This window comes from Rhodoferax sp. ZS1R25 (assembly GCF_056521335.1).
Genome location: NZ_JBWMAZ010000002.1, coordinates 393,091 through 417,891, shown reverse-complemented (window position 1 = coordinate 417,891; position 24,801 = coordinate 393,091). Strand labels below are relative to the sequence as shown.

Sequence of the window (24,801 nt, the reverse complement as noted above, 5' to 3'; positions counted from 1 at the left end):
AGCGTTGCATGAAAAGTTTGTACGCCGAGCACAGTGCCTCGGCCACCCCGCAGGTCATCGCGGCCACCGCGGACAGCCTGCCCGAACAGGCTGGCGCCCTGGCACGTGCGCGTGCCTTTGCCGAGCCCCTGTTAGTCACCCAGACCCTGGACACGGGCGAAAACGTGCTGCTGCACGCCGATGCCGTGGCGGCCATCCTGCGCACCATTGGCGGGTCCGAGGCCATGCAGGCCGCCAGCTACCTGGTCTATGCCTGCGACCATCTGAACAAACCGCATGAGGTCATCGCCAAGGCCTTTGGCGACAACTTTGCCGACCTGGCCCTGGAGACCACCAAGCTGGTGCGTCTGCAGCGCATGGCGCGTGTGACGCAAAACTCGGCCAGCCAAAGCGGCAACGCGGCCCCCATGGCGCAGACTGCCGCCGCGCAAACCGAGAGCGTGCGCAAGATGCTGCTGGCGTTCTCGAAAGACCTGCGCGTGGTGATGCTGCGCCTGGCCTCACGCCTGCAGACACTGCGCCACTTTGCGGCCACCAAGCTGCCGGTGCCGCCGGGCTTGGCGTCTGAGGCACTGCAGGTGTTTGCCCCGCTGGCCAACCGCCTGGGCATCTGGGAAGTGAAGTGGGAGATTGAAGACCTGTCGTTCCGCTTTCTGGAACCCGACACGTACAAGCAGGTCGCCAAGCTGCTGGACGAAAAGCGCGCCGAGCGCGAAGCCTCGGTGGAGCGCCTGCGCCAGCAGCTGGCCGACGAGCTGAGCGCGCAGGGCATCCAAGCCACGGTACAGGGCCGGCCCAAACACATTTACAGCATCGTCAAAAAGATGCGTGGCAAGTCGCTGGGGTTTGACCAGGTGTATGACATCCGTGCGCTGCGCATCGTGGTGCCCACGGTGCCCGATTGCTATGCCGCTTTAAGCTGGGTGCACAGCCAGTTTGTGCCGGTGACCGAAGAGTTTGACGACTACATTGCCCGGCCCAAGCCCAATGGTTACCAGTCGCTGCACACCGTGGTGCGGGACGCGGGGGCCCAGCCGATCGAAGTGCAGATTCGCACCCAGGCCATGCACGATCATGCCGAACACGGCGTGGCCGCGCACTGGGCCTACAAAGAGGCCGGTGCCAAGGGCTATGGCGGCAGCGTGACGGCGGCGGGCGAATACGACGCCAAGATCGCCGTGCTGCGCCAGCTGTTGGCCTGGGAGCGCGATTTGTCGGGCGCCCATGCGGGGGGCGACGGTGCGGGCATGTTCGAGGACCGCATCTATGTGCTGACGCCCGACGCAGCCATTGTGGAACTGCCCCAAGGCGCCACCGCGGTGGACTTTGCCTACAGCGTGCACACCAACCTGGGCCACCGCTGCCGCGGTGCCAAGGTGGACGGTGCCATGGTGCCGCTGAACACTCCGCTTAAGAATGGCCAGACCGTGGAGGTTACGGCGGTCAAAGAAGGCGGCCCCTCGCGCGACTGGCTCAACCCCGAGCTGGGCTACCTGGTCAGCCACCGCGCCCGTGCCAAGGTGCGCGCCTGGTTCAACGTGCTGGCCATGGGCGAGACGATGGCCAAGGGCCGCGAGGCGGTGGAAAAACTGCTGCAGCGCGAAGGCAAGACCGCCATCAAGCTCGACGACCTGGCCAGCCAGCTGGGCTTCAACAATGCCGACGCGCTGTTTGAGGTGGTAGGTAAAGACGAGTTTTCGCTGCGCAACATCGAGATGCTGCTGCGCCCACCCGAGCCAGCCGCCACGCAAGACGACTACATGCCGCTCAAAAAGCCGCGCGCGGTTGGTGGCAAAGGCGGCGTGCTGGTGGTGGGCATCGATTCGCTGATGACGCAGCTGGCGCGTTGCTGCAAGCCTGCGCCCCCCGACCTGATCAGTGGCTTTGTCACGCGCGGCAAGGGCGTGAGCGTGCACCGCTCCGATTGCTCCAACCTGCGCAACATGGTGAACCGCAGCGGTGACCGCCTGATCGAGGTGGAGTGGGGCGTGCCCCAGGGCAAAGACGGCAATGTGTACCCCGTAGACGTGGCGGTGGAAGCGCATGACCGCCAGGGCCTGCTGCGCGATATCTCCGAGGTGTTTGCCAAGGAAAAGATGAACGTCATCGGCGTGCAGACCCAATCGGTCAAGGGCACGGCGTGGATGACGTTTACCGTGGAGGTGACCGAGTCCGGCCGCCTGTCCAAGGTGCTGAAGATCGTGAGCGAACTCAGCGGTGTGCGCTCGGCGCGGCGCCGCTAAAACCGAAAGGGAGGCACTCCATGCGTACTTTCACGCTGGCAACCCTGGTGCTCTGGGGCAGCCTGGCAGGCGCCGCCTGGGCCGACGACGTGAGCATGGCGTTTGGCGAGCGCATCCCCCCGTTTTGTTTTCCTGAAACCAACTCCGGCATCGAGGTGGACGTGATGCGTGAAGCCCTGGCCTACCGAGGCCACGTGCTCAAGCCCAAGTACTTTCCGTTCATGCGGGTGCCAGTGGCTTTCAAGTTGCACGAAGTAGACGCCGCCATGTCAGACCTCGGCACGGATTTGCAGCCCAACGGTGCTTTCTACGGAGACCCCGGCGTGTTCTACGACAACGTCTTCATCAGCCTGGCTGAGCGCAAGCTGGTGATTCGCCAGCCCGAAGACCTGCATGGACTCACCGTCATTGCCTTTGTGGGCGCGGCCAAGCGCTACCCGGAATGGCTGAACCCCGTGAAGGCAGCGGGGCACTACTTTGAGCAAAATGACCAGGCCTTGCAGGTGCTGACCCTGCACAAGAAGCGCTACGACCTGGTGCTCAGTGACCGCAACATCTTCAAGTACTTCAGCGCCCAAGTAGAGCGCACCGAGGGCATGTTGCTGGGACCTATCACCGAGCACAGCTTTGTGAAGCTCAACCCCATGGACTACCGCCCGGTGTTTCGCGATGCGAAGATCCGCGACGACTTCAATGCCGGGTTGGCTGCCCTCAAGAAGAGCGGACACTTCAAAGCCATTTACCAAAAGTATTTGGGCGACAACGCACCAAAATAGGACATCCACTGAAGGGCGCTTGCGCGTCGGAATTGAGGCAGTCCCGGTCGTGCAGCGCCAAGCTGCATCTAACGCCCACCGCTAAGGTTCACCTAAGGCTACGGCAACTGTTTGTCGGCCTGATCGGGGGATGCATATGCGGTGCCTGGGTTGGTCTTTGGGGTTGTCTTTGCTGTTGGCGTCGGGCGCGTTCGCGCAGACCACCAAGCTCATCCGTCTGTCCACCCTGGAGTGGCCGCCCTACACCGGCACCTTGCTACCCCAGTCGGGGGTATCCACCCGCGTAGCCTCGGTGGTGGCCAAGGCCGCGGGCTACCGGCTGATGACCGCATCCTTTGAGTGGTCGGTCACGCTGGAGAAGGGGGAGAAGGATCCCAACTTTGACGGGTACTTTCCCGAGTACTACAGCAAGGAACGCGAGCAGGCCTGCTACCTGTCACAACCCATGGGCATGAGTGTGCTGGGCATTGCATCGTTGCGCAGCGCTCCCATCAGCTGGACTGCGCTGAACGACCTGGCCGACTACCGCCTGGGCGTGGTGGATGGTTACTCCAACGGCGAGGCGTTTGACCAGTTGGTGAAGGACAAGCACCAGCGCGTGGAAGTGGCGGCCAGCGACGCCATCAACGTCAACAAGCTCAGCGGCGGCAAGATCAAGGGCATCGTCATTGACAAGAATGTGCTGGACTACACCCTGTCACACACTGGCGGTGCCGAGAAGATTGCGTTTGGTGCCAAGCCGATTGCGGAACTGTCCTTGCACGTGTGCTTCAAGCGCACGCCTGCAGGCCTGGAACTGCGCAACGCTTTTGATGCGGCCCTGAAAACCGTGGACCGCGCCAAGCTGGAGGCCGACTACGCCAAGCTCACCCGCGGTGCACTCTAGTTAGTCCAGTGCCACCTCAGCCAGCGGGACGCTGCACAGGGCGGCCAGCGCTTTCACCACCATGGCGTGGTCCTCACGCTGCGGAATACCCGACACCGTAACCACCCCCACCACACCTACACCGCGCACGCGGATGGGAAAGCTGCCGCCGTGGGCGGTGAAGTCGCGCAGGGGCAGGCCCTGCTTGGCTTCCAGCGAACTGTTTTCCTGCTCCAGCTTCAGCCCTATGGCGTAGGAGCTGTTGTGCAGCAGTTCCACGGCGTTGCGCTTGCGGCGCGCCCAGTCGGCATTGGTGGGGCCGGTGCCCGGCATGGCGTAGTAAAAAACCGTTTCCTTGGCCAGGCGAATCTCGATGGCCAGCGCCACCCCCGCCGCTTCGCACAGCGCCTTGATGTTGGTGCCCAGCGTCCAGGCGGTGGCTTGGTCAAAGGCGTCGAATTGCAGGCGTTGCTCTTGCAGGGCCAGGCGTTCCAGGTCGGTGGCGAGTGTCATGGTGCAGTGGGGTAGAGAGTGGTGCGTACAAGTGTAGGGGAAGGCAGGGCTGCCTAGAATGGCAGCTCTCCATCCACCTGCGAGCTGTACTATGCCTGCGTCTTCCCCTCCCATTGCCCCTCTTCGCGTTGCCGTCATGGGCGCTGGCGCTGTCGGTTGTTACTTCGGTGGCATGTTGGCTCGCGCCGGCCATGCCGTGACACTGATTGCCCGCCCCGCCCACGTGCAAGCCATCCAAGCCCACGGCCTGCGCATGGAGACCAAAACCTTTGACGAACAAGTGCGCCTGTCGGCCAGCACGGAAGCCAGCGCCGTGCAGGGCGCGGACTTGGTGCTGTTTTGCGTCAAGTCCACCGACACCGAAACCGCGGGCGCACACATCCTGCCGCACCTGGCACCCAGTGCCACCGTGCTGTGCCTGCAAAACGGCGTGGACAATGCCGATCGCCTGCAGGCCGTGCTGCCGCACCACACCGTGGCGGCCGCGGTGGTCTACGTGGCGACCGAGATGGCGGGCCCCGGCCACGTGAAGCACCATGGGCGGGGTGACTTGGTGATCGAACCCTCTGCGGCCCATGTGGCCCCGGCGTTGGCCGCCGCCGGCATTGCCGCCGAGGTGTCAGACAACGTCCGCGGTGCGTTGTGGCTCAAGCTCATCCTCAACAGTGCCTACAACGCCGTGTCGGCCATCACCCAGCTGCCCTATGGCAAAACCGCGGTGGGTGAGGGCGTGCAGGACGTGATGCGCGACGTGGTGAACGAAAGTTTGGCGGTGGCCGAAGCGGAGGGCGTGCAGGTGGCGGGCAACGTGGACGCTGCGGTACGCATGATTTTTGACACCATGCCCGGGCAGTTTTCATCCACCGCCCAAGACCTGGCGCGCGGCAAGAAGAGCGAGATCGACTACCTCAACGGCCTGGTGGTGCGCCGTGGCCAGGCGCTCAGCATTGCCACGCCGGCCAACCGCGTGCTGTGGTCACTGGTGAAGTTGCTGGAGAGCAAGCAGGGCTGAGTCCGTCGTTCTGGTTGCTATTGATTTAATAGCTTTTTGCGCAATGGCTACGGGGGCTAGAGCCCTGTTTCTTATAAATCCGGGCTGTCCAGCCGCTGCAAAATGGTGCGCCAGTGCTGGGGCTCCACCGGCGTGATGGACAGGCGGTTGCCTTTTTTCAGCACCGTCAGTTCCTGCAGATCGGGGTCTTGGCGCAGCTCGGGCAGCGTCAGGTTGCGCGTCTTGTGCAGCACCTGCACATCTACCAGGATCCAGCGTGGTGCCTCGGGCTTGCTGGCGGCGTCAAAGTAGGGCGACTGGGGGTCGAACTGCGTGGGGTCTGTGTAGGCGCCCGACGCCACGCGCGCAATGCCGACGATGCCCGGCTCCGCGCAGCTGGAGTGGTAGAACAGCACGCCATCGCCCACCTGCATGCCATCGCGCATGAAGTTGCGTGCCTGGTAGTTGCGCACGCCGGTCCAGGGCACGGTGGCGTTGGGCATGGCCAGTACATCGTCGACGGACGCTTCGGCGGGTTCGGCTTTCATGAGCCAGTAGTGGGGCATATGCAATTCACCTATGTGGGGGATATTCAGTGAACACCCCTGCCGTCACAATCGGCGGCCAAGGGAGCCACCATTGTTTCATTCATTTGCACTGATTTTCGGCAACGCGCGCTTGCGGATTTGCACGCTGGGCCTGTTCCTCTCCGGCGTCACGTTTTCGGCCACCATGCCCTACCAGTCGCTGGTGGGGGTGGAGCTGCTGAAAATGTCCAGCGATCTGTACGCAATGCTCGTATTCGCCACCTCGGTATCGGGCATGCTGATTGGCGTGAGCATCGGGCTGGCGTCGGACCGATTTGCCAACCGGTATGCCCTGATACCGCCCGCGGCCCTGATGGGCGTGCTCGGGTTTGGGTTGGTGTTTTTCCACCCCGGGGTGACCACCTTCTTCTTCGCGCACCTGTTGCCCATCCCGATTGCTGGCTCGCTGTACAGCCTTTTCTTTGCGGCGGCACGGACGGAGACCAACCAGCTCCCGCTCTACGAGCGCGACTCGGTCACATCCACTATCCGCGCGCTGTTCGCTATTTCTTGGGTGGTCGTTCCCACGGTCATGGGCTTTCTGCTGTCGCTGGGGACTTCGATCTACGTGGTGTACCTGATCTCTGCCGGGGCGTGCCTGGTCAATGCCGGTCTGTTTGCGTTCTATGGTCTGGGCAAGAACACCAAACCGGCAGAGGTGAGGGCGGGCGCCGCTGAACCATCCAAGACCAAGTCCAAATTGCGCGAGGTCCTTTCCTGGGGTTTGGCGTGGCGCCTGATGCTGATCGGGCTCATCATGAGTGCGCACCGCCTGCAGGGCATTCTGTACGCGCTGGTGATCACCGGAACAGCGGGCGGTGCGGAGCGCGATGTAGGCGTTTATGCGGGCCTGGTGGCCGCGGCCGAGATACCGCTGATGCTGGTCTGGGGGCGCCTGCTGCGGTGGATCTCCAAATCCACGGCGCTGGCAATTGGTGCGGTCTTCTACGCTGGCTATTTGGGCCTGCTGAGCCATGCGCACAGCCTGGAGGCGGTCTACTGGTCCATCCCACTGAATGCGGTCGGCGCCTCGGTGATCTTGAGCGTGACCATCAGCTACCTGCAGGGCATTTTTGAAGACCGCCCCGGGCTCAGCACCTCGCTGAGCTACATCACCTCGGTGATAGCGGTGGGCACTTCGTCACTGATCTTTAGCGCCACCACGGCGCACTTGGGCTATTCAGACGCCGCGCTGCTGGGCGCGGTACTGGTGTTAGTGGGTGGGATTGGGCTGGTGCTGACTGAAAAGTGGGGTACTTTTTTGCGGCCCGCGGCTGCGCTTAGCGACGGCTGAGGGAGGTTCTTTTGTGGCCGGGTCAGGCGGCGTTACGCGCGCGGCGCTCGTCGATGGCCCGTATGGCCTCTTCCGCAGACATCTTTACGTCACGTGTGCGTGAAGTCAGGCTAAGGCGAAGCTGTGGGATGGCGCGCGGCGTACCCATCTGGTTCAGCGTCGCGTGGCAATAGATCTTGTCGTAGGGATCAGCGGTTCTGGCCAAGTGAGCAAGAACCTGATCCTCGGCTGCGCTGGAGGCGGAGTTTTTCAAGGCTGATATTGCTGCGTGCCGAACCAGCCACCTTTGCTCTTGGAGCAGGCGAAATATGGGCTCCAGTTCCAGCGCTTCCGGCTTGTGGAGTTTGGCCAGAGCGTCGAGTAGGCCGTGCAAAACATTTTTGTCTGTTTCAAGGCTCAAGTGGCGAACCAGTGTCGCCGCGCAACGGGCAGCACCTGTGTTTACTCCGATGGCGCCAAGTACGAAGTACGTCGCGCGCCTGGCATCCTTTGATTTGCTCTTTGCAAGGAAACGTTCCAGCTCATCTACTAGGGATTCGTCGGTGAGTCGTTCAGCTTCCCGGTGCGCTTGCCAGGAAACGGATTGCTCTGAACTGGTTACGGCTTCCTTTGCTGTCATTCGATCTATCAGCGATTGAAGATTGGTTTGCATTGCAATTTCTCAGATGCCTGATATGTGACGTGAGCTGCCCACGCTAGCCGAATCCGAGCTATGACAGGGTTAGGCGTTACGCCATTGCTTGTCATTTCAACCCTCACCGATCCGCCTTAATCTCATCATTCAGCGCCTTCAGATCGGATTCCAACTGGTCGCACTGCTCGCCTTCACCGGCACCAATCAGCCGGATCTTCATCACGCGATTCTTTCCCTTGTAGCGAATACAACCAACATCCTGAACTTCAAAAGCTTGGATCATTCGGTAGACCTCAGCTGCACTCGACGGTTGTTTGCTCACGTAGCAATGCCCATCTGGATGAGAAGCAAATAGATCGGGGGCTACAGTAAACGGCATGTTGCAGGAGGTGCAGCAACCATCTTCAACATAGAAGTCACCAGGCACATTTGAAGAGTGTGGATAGCCGTGTCCCATCATGGTGTTGTCAGAGCAGGTATGAAAATTTGGTGAAATAGCTAAGGTATGGTTCGATCAATTTTGCCGAACCGATTGGCCCTTGACCATCCCCGATCGGGTGAATCCCCCTAAACAGAGGGCCAGCACAGTGACGCGTTCACCAAAACGGGCTTCACTCTCAAAGGCTAACCGCGATTGCCCCGGCTGCACCGCCAGCTATAGCCAAATACGCGCCAACACCCGGTGCCCTGGCGATCAGATTTCCCTTAGCATCCCAAATCCCACTGCGGCCCGCCGACACATAGCCACCTGACGGCCCGCCGTGGTTGGCAATCACCACCACCATGCGGTGGTCGCGCGCGTAGCTGGCCCAGAGTGGCGCCTCGGCCGCGTAGCCGTTGTCGGAAGTCAGTATTCCCGCGGCATAGACATTCGCACCGGCCTGCGCCGCGCCAGTCGCGTGTGACGGAAAATTAGTGTCCGCGCAGATGGCGCTGGCGATGCTGGCCGTGCCCACGCTTTGCAGATGCACAGCCTCCAACCCTGGCGCTGCGAACTGTTTCTCGCCGTCATGCAGATGGAACTTGCGGTACACGCTGTGCTGCCCATCGGGCCGCAGCGTGATGGCGCCGATGGAGGGCTGGGCACCGCCAGAATCCACTGGTGCCCCCACGGTGATGGCCATGCCTGTGCGGCTGGCCGCTTCGCGCAGGGGCGCCAAGAGCGCGTGGTCTGCGTGCAGCACCAGGCTTGGCATGCTGGCCAGTTCATAGCCGGTGAGGGACAACTCAGGGAACACCAGCCACTGCACGCCGTGGTCGGCAGCTGCCTCCACAAAGCGCAGGTGCTCGTGCACATTGGCCGCCACGTCCAGCGGCACGGACGTGCTTTGCGCCGCGGCGATGGTGATTGCTATATCTTTAGTAGCTGCTTGCGCAATGTTCATGGGGGCTAGAGGCCTATTTGGTATGCAAATGTCAGGGTTGAGGCCGCGGGCGCAGCGCTACATAGGTTATCAGCCCCAACACAATGCCCCAGCAGGCCGAGCCCAGGCCCAGCAGGGTGACGTTGGACGCGGTGACCAGAAAGGTCACCAGCGCGGCCTCGGCCTCTTGCGGTTGGCTCAGTGCGTTGACCAGACCGCCCTGGATGGCGCCCAGCAGCGCCAGGCCCGCCACGGTGGTGACCAGGGCGTGGGGCAGGTGCGCAAACAGGCCGGTGAGCGAGCCCGCAAAGCTGCCAATCAGCAGGTAAAACGCGCCGCAGGCCACGCCCGCCACCCAGCGCCGCTCGGGGCGCTGGTGGGCCTCGGGCCCGGTGCAGATGGCAGCGGTAATGGCGGCCAGGTTGACGCCGTGGGCACCAAACGGGGCCATCAGCAGGCTGGCCAAGCCGGTGCCGGTGACCAGCTTGCTGGTAGGCGCCTGGTAGTTGGCGGCGCGCAGCACGGCAATGCCGGGCACCTGCTGGCCAGTCAGGCACAGCACGGCCAGTGGCACGCCCAGGCTGACGATGCTGCTGAGTGAAAACGCGGGCGTGGTCCACACCGGGTTCGTCAATTGCCAAGCCCAGCCGGTGCCGATCGCCGCGTCGGGCGTGGCATCGCCCCAGCCCAGCGTGCGCCACAGGGCCACACCCAGCAGCAACGTGAGCACCACGGCATAGCGGGCCGAGACGCGTTTGACCAGCAAGTAGCCGACAAACATGGCGCCCACCAGCCAAGGTGTGCCGTGCACCTCGCTACGGGCGGCGCCAAACACGTCCAGCCCAAAGCGCAGCAGAATGCCCGCCAGCATGGCCGCGCACAGGCTCTTGGGGATGACGGCCATAAGCCGCTCGAACAGGCCCGTGGCCCCTACCAACAACATGGCCGCTGCGGCAAACAGGTAGGCGCCCACGGCCTGGTTGAACGGCACGGTGACCAGCGCTGTCACCAACAGCGCCGCGCCCGGCGTGTTCCACGCGCAGATGACGGGCACGCGGTAGCGCCAGCTCATCCAAACGCTGCAGGCCCCGGCGCCCCAGGAGATGGCCCATACCCAGGAAGCCAGCTGCGCCTGCCCCAGATGGGCCGTTTGCGCTGCCTGCAGCACTACCAGCAGCGGGCCGGCATACGAGATCAGCACCGCGATGAGCCCCGCCAGCACGGCGGGGAACATGTCTTTGGCGCGGGCCCACTGGGCTGAAGGGGCGACCACCTGGGCCGAAACTGGGGAGGGGATGGGTGCAGGGTTCATGGCCCCACTGTAGGGCGAGAGGCCGCTGGCGAGGCACACAGAACCACATATCTGTATGCTATACAGATTGGAAATTTATGGGTTTGTAATGCAATACAGTTACCGGGCGTTGGCAGACCAGCTGGTTCAGGACATGCAGGCTGGGCGGCGCCCCGTGGGCGAACGCTTGCCCTCAGTGCGCGAGGGGGCTGCGGCGTTTGGCGTCAGTGCCTCCACCATGGTGCGCTGCTACCGCCACCTGGAGGCCCAGGGCTGGGTGCAGGCACGGTCCAAGTCCGGCATCTTTGTGGCCGACTGGCGGGCCCAGCGCGCGGCGCGTCCCAGCGCCAAGGTTGCGGTTCCGGCTGCCGCGCCGGCCGTTGCGTTTGAGCATTTCGCCTCGCTGCAGCAGCGAATGAGCGAGCTGTATTCGTTGACCGCACAGCCGCTGCGCATGGGCTTGCACCTGGCCAGCGCCGCGGCCGACTGGTACCCGGTGGAGGCGTTGGCCCGCATGGGGCAGCGGGTGCTGCGCAGTAACCCGCGCGCGCTGGGCGCCTACCCCACGGGTACTGGCCTGCCCGAATTCAAGGCGGCGCTGATTCCTTGGCTGGCTGGCCTGGGCCTGGATGTGGAGCCCGAAGGCCTGCTGATTACCAATGGCAGCACCGAGGCGCTGGCCGTGGCACTGCGCGCCGTGGCGCAGCCGGGCGATGCCGTGGTGGTGGAGTCACCCGCGTACTTTAGCCTGCTGCAGATGCTGGATAACCTGGGCCTGAAAGCGCTGGAGGTGCCCTGCGTGCCAGAGCAGGGCATGAGCCTGGAGGCGCTGGAGTACGCGCTGGAGCACCACAGCGGCATACGCGCAGTGGTGGCCATGCCGAATTTTCAGAACCCACTGGGCTGCGCCATGCCCGAGAGCCACAAACGCCGCCTGCTAAAGCTGGTGGAGCGTTTTGGGGTGACGCTGATTGAGGACGACGCCTTTGGCGACCTGTGCAATCAGGCGCAGCGTCCGCAGCCCGTGAAGGCCTGGGACAGGCACGGCAGCGTGATTTACTGCGGCTCGTTCAGCAAGAGCCTGGCGCCAGCATTTCGCGTGGGTTGGGTCGTGGGCGGGCGCCACCATGCGCGCATTGCGTCGCTCAAGCTCAGCCAGTCGCTGGTCACGCCGCTGTTTGAGCAGGCGGTGCTGGCGCAGTACATGCAGTCGGGTGCGTTCGCGCCGCATTTGCGCAAGCTGCGCGAGCGGCTGGCCGCCAACTTACCGCTGGTGCTGGCTGCGGTGCAACGGCACTTTCCGTTGGACTGCCGGGTGACCAGCGCGGGTGGCTGGTGGCTGTGGGTGGAATGCGCGCCCGGCGTTGACACGCTGGCCGTACTGCGCCAAGCCGTGGGGCAGGGCGTGGCGTTTACGCCCGGTGTGCTGTTCAGCGCCATGGGTAAGCACGGCAACTGCCTGCGCCTGAACGTGGCCCAACCCTTTGGCCCCGAGATGGAATTTGCCCTGGCTACCGTGGGTAACCTGCTCAAGCGCCACGCAGCTGCGCTATGAAATAAGGAGCTGCTGGCGCAATGCCTACGGGGGTCTAGGGGCAGTTTATTGAGATTCGACTACAGCAGAACATGCCAGCAGGGCAGTTCGTCATTGGAGTTGCCCTGCAGCTTGCCCATCTTGCTGACGTTGCCCATGCCGAGGTGCTGAAGTTCGATGGTGGCGGTGCTGCGGGCGCCTTTCCAAATGGCGGTGATGGTGGCTGGGCCATCGCCAATGACTTTCAGTTTTGCGGTGAAGCGGCCTTTGGCATCCGTGGTGCCCTGCATGGGGGTGAGCAAACCCTGCGGGCATTGCAGTTGAATGCCGGCGCCTCCCAAGAGCTGCTTGTCTCCATCGTTGCCGGTGATCTGCACGGTGACTTTGGCGTTGAAACCGGTGTCGGTCATTTCGCGCGGCACTACTGCGGTAATGCGCAGCACGTAGCCGCCACTCATGATCTGCGGCGCCAGCTTGGGCGTCTTGGTGGATGTCGGAGGAGGCGCTGGCAAGGTGACTTGGTGGTGGTTGGGGTCTATGGCCACCTTGAAGACCTTGCTCATGGCCAGCGCTTCCCCCGTAACGCCATACAGCGCATAGCCGACGCCCAGGGTGTGACCGGGGTTGATGGGCTTGCAGGTAAAGGGATCGAAGAGCTGGGCGTCGATTTGGTAGATAGGGATGGCCATTCCATGGAACCCGCTGCCGCGCTGCACCAGCCACACCCCATTCTTGCTGGCTTCTCCCGATGCGTCGCAATGCAGGAGGTAGCCACCATCGCGCACTGGAATACGGGCGATGTGGTCGTCGGTGAAGGCATGGGGGTTGGTGGCCGACATATAAATTTCTACATCCAGCGGAGCTTTGGTGGCTGCAGCCAGATTGGAATCTTCAAAGTCGCCGCATACCTCGATGCCGAAGCGCACACCCTGCAATTTGAAGGTCTGGTCGCCTACGCCTGGTCGGAAAACGACGTCTTTGGTATTGCTGCCGCACGAGCCGTCGTTGTACTTCTTTTCGTATTCGAACTGCACCTTTCCCTTGTGCAGCACAGGGGCTACGTTGATGCCGTCGAATACACGGGCCTTGTCGCTCGGGCTGGGCGCCAGGCGTGGCGTCTTCCAGTACACAGTGCCGGGGCAGAGGATGAGCTTTGGATAGGCTGCGCTGATTTGCCGCAGACCTTCGTAGATGGTGTCTTTCTCATTTCCGTCGTACAGCTCCCAAACGCCTTTGTTGCTGGCCACCGATATGCCTTTGACGAAGTAGTACTCGGGCACGGTGAAGACATAGATGGGGTCTTTGGCCTGGATGCGTGCCGCTGCCGCGGCCAGAAACTGCTCGGCATCGCCCACGGCCATGGCCAACTGGCTGAGCTTTTGCTGCAAGGACAGGTTGACGGTGGTTTGCACCGTATTGACGGGCCAATTGGCAAAAAAGAGGCTCTTGGGCATGGCAAGTGTGACAGCTTGGGCAAGCCGCCACTATAGCTTTAATAGCTGCTCGCGCAGTACCCATGCGGGCCGGGAGCCTATTTGGTGTGCAAGAACGAGGTTTGGGCAGGACGGCCTGGGAGGCTCAGCGCCGCGGTGCGCGCCGGCGTTTGCGCCACCAGCGCCCCCCGGCGCCAGACCTTGAGACGGGTGGCCTTGAGGCGCAGGGCCTCTACCGGGTTCTGCGCCTGCAGCAGCAGAAAGTCGGCGTTGCAGCCGGCTTCCAGCCCGTAGCCTTCCAGGTGCAGGATGCGCGCGGGGTTCTTGGTGATTGCGTCAAAGCACTGCGCCATGGCGGCCTGGCTGGTCATTTGCGCCACGTGCAGGCCCATGCTGGCCACTTCGAGCATGTCGCCGCTACCCATGCTGTACCAAGGGTCCATGCAGCAGTCCTGGCCAAAAGCGACCGTCATGCCGGCGGCCATGATTTCGGGCACGCGGGTCATGCCACGGCGCTTGGGGTAGGTGTCGTGGCGGCCCTGCAGCGTGATGTTGATCAGCGGGTTGCTCACCACGCTGATCTGGGCCTCGGCCATCAGCGGCAGCAGTTTGCTCACGTAGTAATTGTCCATGCTGTGCATGGAGGTAAGGTGGCTGCCGGTGACGCGGCCGTGCAGGCCCAGGCGGTGGGCTTCAAAGGCCAGGGTTTCGATGTGGCGCGAGAGCGGGTCGTCCGACTCGTCGCAGTGCATGTCCACCAGCTTGCCCTGTTCGGCGGCCAGCTCGCACAGCAGCTTCACGCTGGCCGCGCCGTCCGCCATGGTGCGCTCAAAGTGGGGGATGCCGCCCACCACGTCTACGCCCAGACTCAGCGCTTTCTTGAGGTTGTCCACGCCGCCTTTGCTGCGCAACACGCCGTCCTGCGGGAAGGCGACCAGTTGCAGGTCGATATAGGGCGCCACTTGCTTCTTGACCGCCAGCAGTGCCTCCACCGCCAGCATGCTGGGGTCGCTGGTGTCCACATGGCTGCGGATGGCCAGCAGGCCGTTGGCCACGGCCCAATCGCAATAGGCCAGGGCGCGCTGCACCAGCGCGTCAAAGGTCAGGTGGGGTTTGAGTTCACCCCACAGCGCAATGCCCTCCAGTAGCGTGCCGCTTTCGTTGAGGCGTGGCAGCCCCAGACTCAACGTGGCGTCCATGTGGAAGTGCGCGTCCACAAAAGGGGTAGAGAGCAGCAGGCCGCCGGCGTCCACCACCTCGGCTGCCGGGGCCACCAGCCCCTCGGTGACTTCCACAATGCGCCCGGTCTGCACCGCCACCGACATGTTCTTGCGGCCGTCGGGCAGGGTGGCGTTGTGGACGAGCAGGTCTAACATGGTTCAACTTCCTGAAAACGCTATTTAATTCATAGCTGCTTGCGCACTATCCACGAGGGCTAGAGGTCTATTTTGCTTGTAATTTACTGGGTGCCGAAGATGCGGTCACCCGCGTCGCCCAGGCCCGGCATGATGTAGCCGTGGTCGTTCAAGCCACGGTCGATGGCGGCGGTGAAGACGCGCACATCGGGGTGTTCCTTGTACAGGGTGTTGATGCCTTCGGGGCAGGTCAGCAGGCACAGGAATTTGATGGACTTGGGATTGCAGGCCTTCAGGCGGGCAACCGCGGCGGCTGCGGAGTTGCCGGTGGCCAGCATGGGGTCGACCACCACCACATCGCGCTCTTCCATATTGCTGGGCATCTTGAAGTAGTACTCCACGGCCTGCAGGGTCTTGGGGTCGCGGTACAGGCCCACATGGCCGACGCGGGCGCCCGGCACCACACTCAGCACGCCGTCCAGAATGCCGTTGCCGGCGCGCAGAACACTGGCAAACACCAGCTTTTTGCCATCGATGACCTTGCCGGTCGTCTTCTCCAGCGGGGTCTCGATTTCCAGGTCTTGCAGCGGCATGTCGCGGCAGACTTCGTAAATCATCAGGCCGGCCAGCTCGTTGAGCAGCCGGCGAAAGCTGCTGGTGCTGGCTTCTTTTTTGCGCATCAGCGTGAGCTTGTGCTGCACCAGCGGGTGGTCGATCAGCGTGACATTGGCACGGGCTGCGGGATCGAGGGTGACCATGTTCTTATTCCTTGTTGTTTTCTAAAAGGGTGCGATTGTCGCAAAGCAAGTTTGGCGCCGTGGTTTAGCGGCGCGAACCACCCAGAATGCTGCCCAGCACGCCGCGGATGATCTGGCGGCCCACTTCGCGGCCAATGGAGCTGGCGGCACTTTTGATCATTTGCTCGCCCACGCTGGCGCGCGAACGGCGGGCGCCGCCGCCCAGCATGTCGCCAATGCTATCCAGAATGCCACCTCCGCTGGGCGCAGGTGTCGCGGTTGGCGTGGGGGCAGATCCCCGCCGGGATGCGCGCGGCGCGGCAGTGTCTGCAGCCGGAAAGTCGTCTTCTACCGGTTGCGCGTGGCCCATATTGGCCTGCGTACGGCCCTTGAGCTTCTCGAACGCCGATTCGCGGTCCACGGCTTTCTCATACACACCGGCGACTATGGATTCGGCCAGCAGCGTTTTGCGTTGTTCCGGCTTGATGGGCCCGATCTGACTGGCTGGCGGCAGCACAAACACACGTTCCGTCAGGCAAGGGCGGCCCTTTTCGTCCATCAGGCTCACCAGCGCTTCGCCTACCCCCAGCTCGGTGATGGCGGTGGCCACGTCCAGGCCGGGGTTGGCGCGCATGGTGTCGGCGGCGCTTTTGACGGCCTTCTGGTCCCGCGGGGTGAAGGCGCGCAGCGCGTGCTGCACGCGGTTGCCCAACTGGGCCAGCACGCTGTCGGGGATGTCCAGCGGGTTTTGCGTGACAAAGAACACGCCCACACCTTTGGAGCGCACCAGGCGCACCACCAGCTCAATGCGTTCGATCAGTACCTTGGGTGCGTCGGCAAACAGCAAGTGGGCCTCGTCAAAGAAGAAGACCAGCTTGGGTTTGTCCAGGTCGCCCACCTCGGGCAGGGCCTCAAACAGCTCACTCAGCATCCACAGCAAAAAGGTGGCGTAGAGGCGCGGCGACTGCATGAGTTTGTCGGCCGCCAGGATGTTGACCACGCCTTTGCCACTGCCATCGGTCTGCATGAAGTCGGCGATGTTGAGCATGGGCTCGCCAAAGAATTGGTCGCCGCCTTGTTCCTCAATCTGCATCAATCCGCGCTGGATGGCGCCTATGCTGGCGGCGCTGATGTTGCCGTACTCGGTGGTGTAGTGGCTGGCGTTCTCGCCCACGTCCTGGCACATGGCGCGCAGGTCTTTCATGTCCAGCAGCAGCAGGCCGTCGTCGTCGGCAATCTTGAACACCAGTTGCAGCACGCCAGCCTGGGTCTCGTTCAGGTTGAGCATGCGGGCCAGCAGCAGCGGGCCCAGGTCGCTTACGGTGGCGCGCACCGGGTGGCCTTGCTGGCCAAACACGTCCCACAGCGTGGTGGGGAAGGCGGAAAACGCGGGCTCGTCAATGCCGCGTTCCTTCAAGATCTTGCCCAGCTTCTCGCCCAATGCACCTTTTTGGGAGATGCCGGTCAGGTCGCCCTTCACATCGGCCATGAAGACCGGCACACCGATGCTGGAAAAACCCTCGGCCAAGGTCTGAAGAGTGATGGTTTTGCCGGTGCCGGTGGCGCCGGTGATGAGTCCATGGCGGTTGGCCTTGTCGGGCCGCAAAAAGCAGCGGACGGTGGAGTTGCCGGTGCCGTGTTGGGCAATCAGGATGCCCTCGTCTTGGATGGAAGCCATGAAAGTCTCAAAAAGTACAATCGAGGGAGTAGCGTAACGAATTTTTAGAGGGCATCAAGTGGCAGGACATAGCAAATGGGCCAATATTCAGCACCGCAAGGGCCGCCAGGACGAGAAACGGCAGCGCATCTGGACACGGGTCATGCGCGAGATCATGGTGGCGGCCCGCTTGGGCGGTGGCGACCTGAGTGCCAACCCACGATTGCGTTTGGCGATTGAGAAGGGCAAGGCGGCCAATATGCCGGCCGAAAACGTCAAGTACGGCATTGCCAAGGCCACAGGAACGCTGGAAGGCATTACCTACGAAGAAATCCGCTACGAAGGCTATGGCATCGGCGGCGCGGCCATCATCGTGGACACGATGACCGACAACAAGGTGCGTACCGTGGCCGTGGTCCGCCACGCATTTGCCAAACATGGCGGCAATATGGGCACCGAAGGTTCGGTGGCCTTTCAGTTCAAGCACTGCGGCCAGTTGATCTTCGCGCCCGGTACCAGTGAAGACCGGCTGATGGAAGTGGCGCTGGAAGCGGGCGCCGAAGATGTGATCACGGGAGACGACGGTGCGATTGAGGTGCTGACCGCTTATCCCGACTTTGAATCCGTCAAGGCTGCGCTGGAAGCCGCAGGCCTGACGGCCGAAGTAGCCGGCGTGACCATGCGCGCCGACAACACCATTGAGCTAACCGGCGAAGACGCCGAGCGCATGCAAAAACTGCTGGACGTTCTGGAAGACCTGGACGACACCCAAGAGATTTACCACAACGCTGCACTATGAATATTCTCGTTATTGGCGGCGGTGGTCGCGAACACGCCCTGGCCTGGAAACTGGCCCAGTCTCCCAAAATCCAGATGGTCTACGTGGCCCCTGGCAACGGTGGCACGGCTACCGATCCGCACCTGCAGAACATTGCCATCACCGACGTGGTGGCTCTGCGCGAATGGGCGCAGGAGAACAAGATCACGCTGACCGTGGTCGGCCCCGAAGTGCCGCTGGCGGCCGGTGTGGTGGACGAGTTCCGCGCCCACGGCCTGCGCATCTTCGGCCCCACCAAGGCCGCAGCCCAGTTGGAGAGCTCAAAGGCCTTCAGCAAGGCCTTCATGCGTCGCCACAACATTCCCACGGCCGAATACGCCACGTTTTCTGACCCCGTAGCGGCCCATGCCTATGTGGACAAGATGGGCGCGCCCACGGTGGTCAAGGCTGATGGCCTGGCGGCAGGCAAGGGCGTGGTGGTGGCCATGACGGTGGCCGAGGCGCACGAAGCGATTGACTTCATGCTGGTGGACAACACGCTGGGCGTGGCGCACAACGACGGTGGCGCGCGCGTCGTCATCGAAGAGTTTCTGGAAGGCGAAGAGGCCAGCTTCATCGTGATGGTGGACGGTAAAAACGTGCTGCCCCTGGCCACCAGCCAGGACCACAAGCGCCTGCAGGATGGCGACCAGGGCCCCAACACCGGCGGCATGGGCGCCTATTCGCCCGCGCCTGTGGTCACGCCCGACATCCACGCCAAGGCCATGCGCGAGATCATCTTGCCAACCGTCAAGGGTATGGAAGCCGACGGCATCCCGTTCAGCGGCTTCCTCTACGCCGGCCTGATGATCGACAAGAACGGCCAGCCCAAGACGCTGGAGTTCAACTGCCGTATGGGGGACCCTGAGACGCAACCGATCATGATGCGCCTCAAAACCGATTTGGTGGACGTGCTGATGGCTGCCACTGAGCCCGGCCCGCACGGCAAGCTGGACGAGGTGGAGCTGCAGTGGGACCGCCGCACCGCGCTGGGCGTGGTGCTGGCGGCACACGGCTACCCCTTGAGCCCCCGTAAGGGCGATGCCATCACCGGTATCCCCAAAGACAGCGAAGACGCCGCCGTGTTCCATGCAGGTACCACGATCAAGGACGGCGTGCTGCAAACCTCTGGCGGGCGCGTTCTGTGCGTGACGGCACTGGCCGACAGCGTGAAGCAGGCGCAGCAGCGGGCCTACCAGGTCATCAGCGAAATTGCATTTGATGGCATGCAGTACCGCACGGACATCGGTTACCGGGCCATCAAGGGCTGACGTGCAGCAGGTCTGGACAACGCCCCATGCAGTGCAGCTGCAGGGCAGTGCGGTAGCGCGCCGCCTGCTGGCACTGATGGGCTGGACGGTGCGCTTTGACGGCTTGCCCGCTCTGCAGGGCGTGTTGGTGGTGTACCCGCACACCAGCAACTGGGACTTTGTGGTGGCTATGTGCGCCAAGTGGGCGCTGGGCCTGCCTGTGCATTTCTGGGGCAAAGACAGCCTGTTCAAAATCCCCGTGTTCGGCGCCTGGCTGCGCTGGGTGGGTGGCGTGCCCGTGCAGCGCGACGCGCCGCAGGGCGTGGTGGGACAGGTGGTGCAAGGGCTTGCCCAGGCGCATGCCGAGCAGCGCCTGTATTGGTTGGGCCTGTCGCCCGAGGGCACACGCCGGTGGACACCGGGCTGGCGCAGCGGCTTTTACCAGGTGGCCCTGGGTGCGCAAGTTCCTCTCGGCTTGGTTAGTCTGGATTACAAGCGTCGCGTGGTCGATGCGACTACATTTTTGACGCTGAGTGGCGATGCCAAAACCGACTTTGCCCGTATTGCAGCGGTGCTGGCCGATGTGTGGGGCAAGAACCCAGCCTGGGCATCGCCCATTCAACCTGTACAACCCCCGCCAGCGGCACAAGACGCTGGCCCACAGAATTCTTGAACACCATGGCCGACCCGCAAGCAACCCCCGCCCATGTGCGCCAATACCTGATGGGCTTGCAACGCCGTATCACCACCGCCATTGCCGAGATGGATGGCGGCAGCTTTCTGTCAGATGCCTGGGAAAAGGCGCCCCATGAGCCCTTGCAGGGCAATGGCGTTACGCAGATTCTGGAAGGCGGCGCGGTGTTTGAGCGTGCGGGCTGTGGTTTCTCGCATGTGCGCGGCCCCAAGTTGCCGCCCAGTGCCACCCAGCATCGCCCAGAACTCGCGGGCGCGCCGTTCGAGGCCATGGGCGTGTCCCTGGTCTTCCACCCGCGCAACCCCTATGTGCCCACGGTGCATATGAATGTGCGCATGCTGGCCGCCAAGAACCCGCAGGGGCAAGAGGTGTGCTGGTTTGGTGGGGGTATGGACCTGACGCCGTACTACGGCTTTGAGGACGACGCCGTACACTTTCACCAGACCTGCAAGGACGCGCTGGCGCCTTTTGGTGAGGACAAGTACCGGCGCTTCAAGACGTGGTGCGACGAGTATTTCTTTTTGAAGCACCGCAACGAGCCACGTGGTGTGGGCGGTGTGTTCTTCGATGACTTCTCGGAATTGGGACAGGACCGCAGCTTTGCCATGTTGCAGGCGGTGGGCGATGCGTTCTTGGCCGCCTACTTGCCCATCGTTCTGCGACGCAAAGACACACCGTACACCGAGTGCGAGCGTGAGTTTCAGCTGTATCGCCGTGGCCGCTATGTAGAGTTCAACCTGGTGTGGGACCGCGGCACACACTTTGGCCTGCAGTCAGGCGGACGTACGGAGTCGATATTGCTGTCCATGCCCCCGCTGGTGAGCTGGGCCTATCAGCAGGTGCCGGCTGCGGGCTCGCCAGAGGCAGCGTTGACCGAGCGCTTTCTGATCGCGAAGGATTGGGTGTGATGCCTGCAACCGCGCAGTCCAGGCGCATTGGCGTGTTTGGCGGGGCGTTTGACCCGCCGCACCTGGGGCACCACGCACTGGCAGCCACGGCCATTGCCCAATTGGAGTTGGATGCGCTGCACATCATCCCCACGGGCCATGCCTGGCACAAAAGCCGCACGCTCAGCGACGCGACCCACCGTATGGCCATGGCCCGGCTGGCCTTTGCGGACCTGCCGCAGGTGGTGGTGGACGGGCGGGAGCTGGCGCGTCCCGGCCCCACCTACACCGTAGACACCTTGCTGGAGCTGCAGCAGGAGAATCCGGGCGCGCAGCTCTACCTGCTGATTGGCGAAGACCAGGCGCGCGCGCTGCCAGACTGGAACCGTTGGGAGCGGCTGCCCGCACTTGCTATAATTTGTGTAGCTGCTCGCGCAGATTCAACGGGGGCCAAGGGCCAATTTGATGCCTTAAAAGCACAAGTGCCCGGCCTGACGGTCCTGAACATGCCCCCCGTGGCCACCAGCGCCACCGACATCCGACACCGCGCCACCACGGACCAAAGCCTGGTCCCTCTGGTTTTTGAAACCGTTGCGCGTTATATTGACCAATACCACCTTTACCAATCGACCTGATGACTACTTCCACCGTTGCCAAAAACACCCAAAAACTCCAGCGCGCCATCGTGGACGGCTTGGAAGACGTCAAGGCCCAAGACATTGTGGTGTTCGACACCGAGCACCTTTCCTCCTTGTTTGAGCGCGTGATCATCGCCTCGGGCACCAGCAACCGCCAGACCAAGGCGCTTGCCGCCAGCGTGCGCGATGCTGTGCGTGAAGCCGGTTTCCCCAAGCCCCGCATTGAAGGCGAAGCCAACGGCGAATGGATCATCGTGGACTGCGCGCAGGCCGTGGTACACATCTTCCAACCCAACTTCCGCCAGTACTACCACCTGGAAGAGCTGTGGGGCGAAAAGCCTGTGCGCCTGAAGCTGGGCTCGGCCAAGCCGGCTGCGCCCGAAGTCGCCAAACCGGTGGCCACCAAGACCGCCGCCAAGGGCGCGGAGCCCAGCATGCGCCGTTCCAGTGCGGCCAAAAAGGGCGTGGAAGAAGCCTTCCCGTCCAAAGCCGCCCTGAAGAAGGCCGCTGCCAAGTCCGCAGCCTCCAAAGCGCCGGCCAAAAAAGCACCCGCCAGGAAAACCGTCACCGCCAAAGCCCCGGTGAAGACCGTGGTGGTGAAGCCTGAGGTCAAAAAGACTGCGGCCAAGCCGGTTGCGGCCAAAAAAGCGCCCGCCAAGAAAGCCCCCTCCCGTAAAGCCTAAGGCCTGCGGTGAGGCTGGTCATCATCGCTGTCGGGCAGCGGGTGCCCGATTGGGCGCAAACCGCGTGGGACGACTACGCCAAGCGCTTCCCGCACGAGCTCAAGGTCGAGCTCAAGGCGGTGAAAACCGAGCCGCGGGGCTCCAAGACAGTTGAGCAGCTCTACGCTGCGGAGCGCAAGCGCATTGAAGAGGCCATCCCCAAAGGCGCGCGCATTGTTGCGCTGGACGAGCGTGGCACCAGCTTGCGCACCACGGCGCTGGCGGAGCGGCTCAAGGAATGGCAGTTGGGCGGTGGCGATGTGGCGCTGGTGATCGGCGGCCCGGACGGGCTGGACCCGGAATTCCGCCAGGCCGCCCATGAGCGCGTACGCCTCTCCGACCTGACCCTGCCACACGCCATGGTGCGGGTGCTGCTGATTGAACAGCTGTACCGCGCCTGGTCTGTTAATGCCAACCACCCTTACCACCGCGAGTGAGCATGCCAAGCCCTGATTTCATCTACTTGGCTTCGCAAAGCCCACGCCGCCGTGAGCTGCTCGCCCAGATCGGCGTCGCCCATGAATTGCTGCTGCCCACACCTGATGAAGATGCAGAGAGCCTCGAAGTAGTGCTGGCTGGCGAGGCGCCTGACTTGTACGTGCAGCGGGTGACCGCTCTCAAATTGATAGCGGCTAACGCACGTTTGGCGAGGGCTGGAGGCCAAAATCGTCCCATATTGTGCGCCGACACCACGGTGGCGATGGGTGACACCATTCTGGGCAAACCCGAACACGCTGACGACGCCCGACGCATGCTGCGCGCCTTGTCGGGCCAGACGCACCGTGTGTTCACCGCCATTGCCATTAGCTGGGGAGACAAGACCGCCCGAGCCTGCTGCGAATCGCGCGTGACTTTTGCCGAGATGAGCGTTGCCGAGATCGCCGATTACGTAGCCAGCGGCGAGCCTATGGGCAAGGCCGGCGCCTATGGCGTGCAGGGCAGGGCGGCAGCGTTCATTGCGCGCATCGAGGGGTCGTACTCTGGCATCATGGGCCTCCCTTTGTTTGAAACTGCGCAGGCCCTGCGCGAAGTGGGCTTTGCATGCAACAAGACATCCTGATCAACTGGTCGCCGCAAGAGACGCGAGTGGCCATTGTCGAGCACGGTGCGGTGCAGGAACTGCACGTGGAGCGCACGCTGGAGCGTGGGCTGGTGGGCAATGTGTACCTGGGCAAGGTGGCCCGTGTGCTACCGGGCATGCAGTCGGCCTTCATCGATATTGGCCTGGAGCGCGCAGCCTTTCTGCACGTGGCCGATGTGTGGCATCCACCGGCCGAGGGCGAGTCGCTGAGCGCGTCGCGCGCCTCGCAGCCGCAGATACCCATCGAGAAGCAGGTGTTCGAGGGCCAGTCCCTCATGGTGCAGGTCATCAAGGACCCGATTGGCACCAAGGGTGCGCGCCTGTCCACACAGATCAGCATTGCCGGGCGCCTGCTGGTGTTTTTGCCGCAGGACGACCACATTGGTGTGTCGCAAAAAATCCCGACCGCGCAACGCGACGAGTTGCGCAACCGCATGCAGAAGCTGGCGGGTAAAGAGGGCGGTGGCTTCATCCTGCGCACCAATGGCGAAGATGCATCGGACACCGAGCTGGGCGATGACATTGCCTACCTGCGCAAGGCCTGGGCGCGCATCAAGGACGCTTCAGTGCGCCTGCCTGCACAAAGTCTGCTGCACCAGGACCTGAGCCTGCTGCAGCGCGTGCTGCGCGATTTAGTGGGCGAGGGCACGCAGACCATCCGCGTCGACTCGCGCGAGCAGTTTGATGCGCTCAAGGCCTTTGGCTCGGAGTTCATGCCCGCTGCGGCCGAAAAGCTGCAGCATTACAAAGGCGAGCGCCCGATTTTTGACCTGTACTCCATCGACGAGGAAGTGGCCAAGGCGCTGGCGCGCCGTGTGGAGCTGAAATCGGGCGGCTATCTGATCGTGGACCAGACCGAGGCGCTGACCACCGTGGACGTGAATACCGGTGGCTTTGTCGGTGCGCGCAATTTCGACGACACCATCTTCAAGACCAACCTGGAGGCCGCGCAGGCGATTGCGCGGCAGCTACGCCTGCGCAACCTGGGTGGCATCATCATCGTGGACTTCATCGACATGGCGCGTGAAGACCACCGTGAGGCGGTGCTGGGCGAGTTCCGCAAGCAGCTGGCGCGCGACCGTGTGAAGACCATGGCCGGTGGCTTCTCGCAGCTGGGCTTGGTGGAGATGACGCGCAAACGCACTCGCGAGTCGCTGGCGCACATGCTGTGCGAGCCATGCCCCACCTGCGAAGGCAAGGGCATTGTCAAAACTCCGCGCAGCGTGGCCTACGACATCTTCCGAGAAATCCTGCGGGAGGCGCGCCAGTTCAACCCACGCGAGTTTCGCGTGGTGGCATCTCCCAAAGTTATCGAATTGTTTCTAGACGAGGAAAGCCAGCATCTGGCTGGCCTGTCCGAGTTCATCGGCAAGCCGGTGTCGCTGCAAAGCGAAGCCGCCATGGCGCAGGAACAGTACGACATCGTGCTTTTGTGATG

General features: G+C 63.0%; 25 protein-coding genes. 15 read left to right on the top strand and 10 right to left on the bottom strand.

The window, feature by feature from the left end:
- Positions 1-8 precede the first annotated feature (8 nt).
- The 3 genes from AC097R_RS12810 (at position 9) to AC097R_RS12800 (ending at position 3,905) form a co-directional block, all read left to right on the top strand.
- A complete protein-coding gene (locus tag AC097R_RS12810; protein ID WP_479598539.1) occupies positions 9-2,243 on the top strand; it encodes a RelA/SpoT family protein in 2,235 nt (744 codons plus the stop codon).
- A gap of 20 nt (positions 2,244-2,263) precedes the next feature.
- Complete coding sequence (locus tag AC097R_RS12805; RefSeq protein ID WP_479598538.1) at positions 2,264-3,019, top strand: substrate-binding periplasmic protein; 756 nt, start codon at positions 2,264-2,266, stop codon at positions 3,017-3,019.
- Positions 3,020-3,176: 157 nt separating this feature from the next.
- Positions 3,177-3,905 carry a substrate-binding periplasmic protein gene (locus tag AC097R_RS12800; protein ID WP_479598537.1) on the top strand — a complete coding sequence of 243 codons (729 nt, stop codon included), beginning with the start codon at positions 3,177-3,179 and terminating at the stop codon, positions 3,903-3,905.
- On the opposite strand, the gene AC097R_RS12795 is transcribed toward AC097R_RS12800, so the two are convergent.
- Complete coding sequence (locus AC097R_RS12795; protein ID WP_479598536.1) at positions 3,906-4,397, bottom strand: heme-degrading domain-containing protein; 492 nt, start codon at positions 4,395-4,397, stop codon at positions 3,906-3,908.
- A gap of 91 nt (positions 4,398-4,488) precedes the next feature.
- Here AC097R_RS12795 and AC097R_RS12790 point away from each other — a divergent pair, with 91 nt between their 5' ends.
- The gene (locus AC097R_RS12790; protein WP_479598535.1) at positions 4,489-5,409 is read left to right on the top strand and encodes a ketopantoate reductase family protein; all 921 of its coding nucleotides are present in this window, start codon (positions 4,489-4,491) and stop codon (positions 5,407-5,409) included.
- Positions 5,410-5,480: 71 nt separating this feature from the next.
- On the opposite strand, the gene AC097R_RS12785 is transcribed toward AC097R_RS12790, so the two are convergent.
- Positions 5,481-5,954 (bottom strand): EVE domain-containing protein, encoded by a 474-nt coding sequence (locus AC097R_RS12785; RefSeq protein ID WP_479598534.1) that lies wholly within the window; start codon positions 5,952-5,954, stop codon positions 5,481-5,483.
- 73 nt (positions 5,955-6,027) lie between these two features.
- Here AC097R_RS12785 and AC097R_RS12780 point away from each other — a divergent pair, with 73 nt between their 5' ends.
- The gene (locus AC097R_RS12780) at positions 6,028-7,269 is read left to right on the top strand and encodes an MFS transporter (protein WP_479598533.1); all 1,242 of its coding nucleotides are present in this window, start codon (positions 6,028-6,030) and stop codon (positions 7,267-7,269) included.
- 22 nt (positions 7,270-7,291) lie between these two features.
- Here AC097R_RS12780 and AC097R_RS12775 read toward each other — a convergent pair whose 3' ends face one another.
- The 4 genes from AC097R_RS12775 to AC097R_RS12760 all read right to left on the bottom strand — a co-directional run bounded on the left by AC097R_RS12775 (position 7,292) and on the right by AC097R_RS12760 (position 10,579).
- Positions 7,292-7,921, bottom strand: coding sequence for a HEAT repeat domain-containing protein (locus tag AC097R_RS12775; protein WP_479598532.1), 630 nt, complete (start codon positions 7,919-7,921; stop codon positions 7,292-7,294).
- A gap of 103 nt (positions 7,922-8,024) precedes the next feature.
- The gene (locus AC097R_RS12770; protein ID WP_479598531.1) at positions 8,025-8,363 is read right to left on the bottom strand and encodes a hypothetical protein; all 339 of its coding nucleotides are present in this window, start codon (positions 8,361-8,363) and stop codon (positions 8,025-8,027) included.
- A 157-nt stretch (positions 8,364-8,520) separates the two neighbouring features.
- Complete coding sequence (locus AC097R_RS12765; RefSeq protein ID WP_479598530.1) at positions 8,521-9,288, bottom strand: carbon-nitrogen hydrolase family protein; 768 nt, start codon at positions 9,286-9,288, stop codon at positions 8,521-8,523.
- Positions 9,289-9,319: 31 nt separating this feature from the next.
- On the bottom strand, positions 9,320-10,579 hold the full coding sequence (locus AC097R_RS12760; RefSeq protein ID WP_479598529.1) for a benzoate/H(+) symporter BenE family transporter: 1,260 nt from the start codon (positions 10,577-10,579) through the stop codon (positions 9,320-9,322).
- An 88-nt stretch (positions 10,580-10,667) separates the two neighbouring features.
- Between AC097R_RS12760 and AC097R_RS12755 the strand changes: the two genes are divergently transcribed.
- Positions 10,668-12,113, top strand: a complete 1,446-nt coding sequence (locus tag AC097R_RS12755) for an aminotransferase-like domain-containing protein (RefSeq protein WP_479598528.1) — start codon at positions 10,668-10,670, stop codon at positions 12,111-12,113.
- Between the two features lie 59 nt (positions 12,114-12,172).
- Here the strand turns inward: AC097R_RS12755 and AC097R_RS12750 are convergent, their stop codons facing one another.
- The 4 genes from AC097R_RS12750 to AC097R_RS12735 form a co-directional block, all read right to left on the bottom strand.
- Positions 12,173-13,546 carry an Ig-like domain-containing protein gene (locus AC097R_RS12750; RefSeq protein WP_479598527.1) on the bottom strand — a complete coding sequence of 458 codons (1,374 nt, stop codon included), beginning with the start codon at positions 13,544-13,546 and terminating at the stop codon, positions 12,173-12,175.
- 77 nt (positions 13,547-13,623) lie between these two features.
- The gene (locus tag AC097R_RS12745; protein WP_479598526.1) at positions 13,624-14,901 is read right to left on the bottom strand and encodes an amidohydrolase family protein; all 1,278 of its coding nucleotides are present in this window, start codon (positions 14,899-14,901) and stop codon (positions 13,624-13,626) included.
- An 83-nt stretch (positions 14,902-14,984) separates the two neighbouring features.
- Positions 14,985-15,638, bottom strand: coding sequence for a uracil phosphoribosyltransferase (upp, locus tag AC097R_RS12740; protein WP_479598525.1), 654 nt, complete (start codon positions 15,636-15,638; stop codon positions 14,985-14,987).
- A gap of 64 nt (positions 15,639-15,702) precedes the next feature.
- The gene (locus AC097R_RS12735) at positions 15,703-17,295 is read right to left on the bottom strand and encodes a helicase HerA-like domain-containing protein (protein ID WP_479598524.1); all 1,593 of its coding nucleotides are present in this window, start codon (positions 17,293-17,295) and stop codon (positions 15,703-15,705) included.
- Positions 17,296-17,353: 58 nt separating this feature from the next.
- Here AC097R_RS12735 and AC097R_RS12730 point away from each other — a divergent pair, with 58 nt between their 5' ends.
- From AC097R_RS12730 to rng, 9 genes are read left to right on the top strand one after another with little or no spacing between them, the layout of a single operon-like run.
- Positions 17,354-18,073: a YebC/PmpR family DNA-binding transcriptional regulator gene (locus AC097R_RS12730; RefSeq protein WP_479598523.1), complete on the top strand. Its 720-nt coding sequence runs from the start codon at positions 17,354-17,356 to the stop codon at positions 18,071-18,073.
- Positions 18,070-19,362: a phosphoribosylamine--glycine ligase gene (gene purD, locus AC097R_RS12725; protein ID WP_479598522.1), complete on the top strand. Its 1,293-nt coding sequence runs from the start codon at positions 18,070-18,072 to the stop codon at positions 19,360-19,362. Before AC097R_RS12730 ends, purD begins: the two co-directional genes overlap by 4 nt.
- A 1-nt stretch (position 19,363) precedes the next feature.
- Positions 19,364-20,014, top strand: a complete 651-nt coding sequence (locus AC097R_RS12720) for a 1-acyl-sn-glycerol-3-phosphate acyltransferase (protein WP_479598521.1) — start codon at positions 19,364-19,366, stop codon at positions 20,012-20,014.
- Between the two features lie 5 nt (positions 20,015-20,019).
- Entirely contained in the window at positions 20,020-20,943 is a 924-nt protein-coding gene (gene hemF / locus AC097R_RS12715) for an oxygen-dependent coproporphyrinogen oxidase (protein WP_479598520.1), read from the top strand.
- The gene (nadD, locus tag AC097R_RS12710; protein WP_479598519.1) at positions 20,943-21,557 is read left to right on the top strand and encodes a nicotinate (nicotinamide) nucleotide adenylyltransferase; all 615 of its coding nucleotides are present in this window, start codon (positions 20,943-20,945) and stop codon (positions 21,555-21,557) included. Before hemF ends, nadD begins: the two co-directional genes overlap by 1 nt.
- Complete coding sequence (rsfS, locus tag AC097R_RS12705; RefSeq protein ID WP_479598518.1) at positions 21,557-22,243, top strand: ribosome silencing factor; 687 nt, start codon at positions 21,557-21,559, stop codon at positions 22,241-22,243. The genes nadD and rsfS overlap by 1 nt, the downstream gene beginning before the upstream one ends.
- 8 nt (positions 22,244-22,251) lie before the next feature.
- Positions 22,252-22,719, top strand: a complete 468-nt coding sequence (rlmH, locus tag AC097R_RS12700) for a 23S rRNA (pseudouridine(1915)-N(3))-methyltransferase RlmH (RefSeq protein ID WP_479598517.1) — start codon at positions 22,252-22,254, stop codon at positions 22,717-22,719.
- 2 nt (positions 22,720-22,721) lie between these two features.
- A complete protein-coding gene (locus tag AC097R_RS12695; RefSeq protein ID WP_479598516.1) occupies positions 22,722-23,342 on the top strand; it encodes a Maf family protein in 621 nt (206 codons plus the stop codon).
- The gene (rng, locus tag AC097R_RS12690) at positions 23,324-24,799 is read left to right on the top strand and encodes a ribonuclease G (RefSeq protein ID WP_479598515.1); all 1,476 of its coding nucleotides are present in this window, start codon (positions 23,324-23,326) and stop codon (positions 24,797-24,799) included. Before AC097R_RS12695 ends, rng begins: the two co-directional genes overlap by 19 nt.
- The last annotated feature ends 2 nt before the right edge of the window (positions 24,800-24,801 follow it).

What these genes read in the sequence shown, in the direction of transcription:
- rsfS (WP_479598518.1), top strand. Translation starts at nt 21,557, where the DNA reads ATGACTACTTCCACCGTTGCCAAAAACACCCAAAAACTCCAGCGCGCC.
- rng (WP_479598515.1), top strand. Translation starts at nt 23,324, where the DNA reads ATGCAACAAGACATCCTGATCAACTGGTCGCCGCAAGAGACGCGAGTG.
- AC097R_RS12750 (WP_479598527.1), bottom strand. Translation starts at nt 13,546, where the DNA reads ATGCCCAAGAGCCTCTTTTTTGCCAATTGGCCCGTCAATACGGTGCAA.
- upp (WP_479598525.1), bottom strand. Translation starts at nt 15,638, where the DNA reads ATGGTCACCCTCGATCCCGCAGCCCGTGCCAATGTCACGCTGATCGAC.
- AC097R_RS12790 (WP_479598535.1), top strand. Translation starts at nt 4,489, where the DNA reads ATGCCTGCGTCTTCCCCTCCCATTGCCCCTCTTCGCGTTGCCGTCATG.
- AC097R_RS12765 (WP_479598530.1), bottom strand. Translation starts at nt 9,288, where the DNA reads ATGAACATTGCGCAAGCAGCTACTAAAGATATAGCAATCACCATCGCC.
- AC097R_RS12755 (WP_479598528.1), top strand. Translation starts at nt 10,668, where the DNA reads ATGCAATACAGTTACCGGGCGTTGGCAGACCAGCTGGTTCAGGACATG.
- AC097R_RS12775 (WP_479598532.1), bottom strand. Translation starts at nt 7,921, where the DNA reads ATGCAAACCAATCTTCAATCGCTGATAGATCGAATGACAGCAAAGGAA.
- AC097R_RS12770 (WP_479598531.1), bottom strand. Translation starts at nt 8,363, where the DNA reads ATGATGGGACACGGCTATCCACACTCTTCAAATGTGCCTGGTGACTTC.
- AC097R_RS12810 (WP_479598539.1), top strand. Translation starts at nt 9, where the DNA reads ATGAAAAGTTTGTACGCCGAGCACAGTGCCTCGGCCACCCCGCAGGTC.
- AC097R_RS12695 (WP_479598516.1), top strand. Translation starts at nt 22,722, where the DNA reads ATGCCAAGCCCTGATTTCATCTACTTGGCTTCGCAAAGCCCACGCCGC.
- AC097R_RS12745 (WP_479598526.1), bottom strand. Translation starts at nt 14,901, where the DNA reads ATGTTAGACCTGCTCGTCCACAACGCCACCCTGCCCGACGGCCGCAAG.
- AC097R_RS12785 (WP_479598534.1), bottom strand. Translation starts at nt 5,954, where the DNA reads ATGCCCCACTACTGGCTCATGAAAGCCGAACCCGCCGAAGCGTCCGTC.
- AC097R_RS12735 (WP_479598524.1), bottom strand. Translation starts at nt 17,295, where the DNA reads ATGGCTTCCATCCAAGACGAGGGCATCCTGATTGCCCAACACGGCACC.
- AC097R_RS12805 (WP_479598538.1), top strand. Translation starts at nt 2,264, where the DNA reads ATGCGTACTTTCACGCTGGCAACCCTGGTGCTCTGGGGCAGCCTGGCA.
- AC097R_RS12795 (WP_479598536.1), bottom strand. Translation starts at nt 4,397, where the DNA reads ATGACACTCGCCACCGACCTGGAACGCCTGGCCCTGCAAGAGCAACGC.
- purD (WP_479598522.1), top strand. Translation starts at nt 18,070, where the DNA reads ATGAATATTCTCGTTATTGGCGGCGGTGGTCGCGAACACGCCCTGGCC.
- nadD (WP_479598519.1), top strand. Translation starts at nt 20,943, where the DNA reads ATGCCTGCAACCGCGCAGTCCAGGCGCATTGGCGTGTTTGGCGGGGCG.
- hemF (WP_479598520.1), top strand. Translation starts at nt 20,020, where the DNA reads ATGGCCGACCCGCAAGCAACCCCCGCCCATGTGCGCCAATACCTGATG.
- AC097R_RS12760 (WP_479598529.1), bottom strand. Translation starts at nt 10,579, where the DNA reads ATGAACCCTGCACCCATCCCCTCCCCAGTTTCGGCCCAGGTGGTCGCC.